Raw genomic sequence first — 487 nt, 5'->3', positions numbered from 1 at the left:
GAAGTCCGGTCTTTTTTTATGTCCAGACCTTACGCCTTGCAATTCTGCGTCTCTTTCGGGTCATATTGATTCACGAGCTTATACCCACGTTGCTGGTATAACTTCACTTTCCGTTTGCGTTTTGTTTTGATCTCTGCGTTTGTTTCCGGATGACGCAAGATGTAGATCATTCCTCTCCCTCCAATATCGAATTGATTCTTTTCGCAAATTCCTTTTGCGAAGGTGGCCTAAACCAATCCACTAGCGTGTAATGCTTTTCACACTCTTCACAGATGGAATCTATTCCTTCAGCAAAAAGAATGCCGATTAAGACCTCTTTGTACTGCCCACAATACGGGCAACGGATTCCTTCTTCCGAAAAATCATCTGTAGCCATCTGCCGTGGTATTGTTTTGTTCCAAGGTAGATTCATTCCATCTTTTGTCCGCACCGATTAACCCCCTTTTTAAACCGCCACCGGTGCTTTAATCGCCGGATGTGGATCGTA

At 44.1% G+C, this 487-nt stretch carries 1 protein-coding gene; it reads right to left on the bottom strand.

Annotation, left to right across the window (positions count from 1 at the left end; all coding sequences use genetic code 11):
- Positions 1-166: 166 nt before the first annotated feature.
- Positions 167-430 (bottom strand): hypothetical protein, encoded by a 264-nt coding sequence (locus FOI68_RS22825; RefSeq protein WP_143864419.1) that lies wholly within the window; start codon positions 428-430, stop codon positions 167-169.
- Between the last annotated feature and the right edge of the window lie 57 nt (positions 431-487).

Origin of the sequence: Brevibacillus sp. LEMMJ03, assembly GCF_007197875.1 — a bacterium.
Taxonomy (GTDB): Bacteria; Bacillota; Bacilli; order Brevibacillales; family Brevibacillaceae; genus Brevibacillus; species Brevibacillus thermoruber.
Note: the sequence above shows the minus strand (reverse complement) of the source record. Positions and strands in the feature narration are given on the sequence as shown.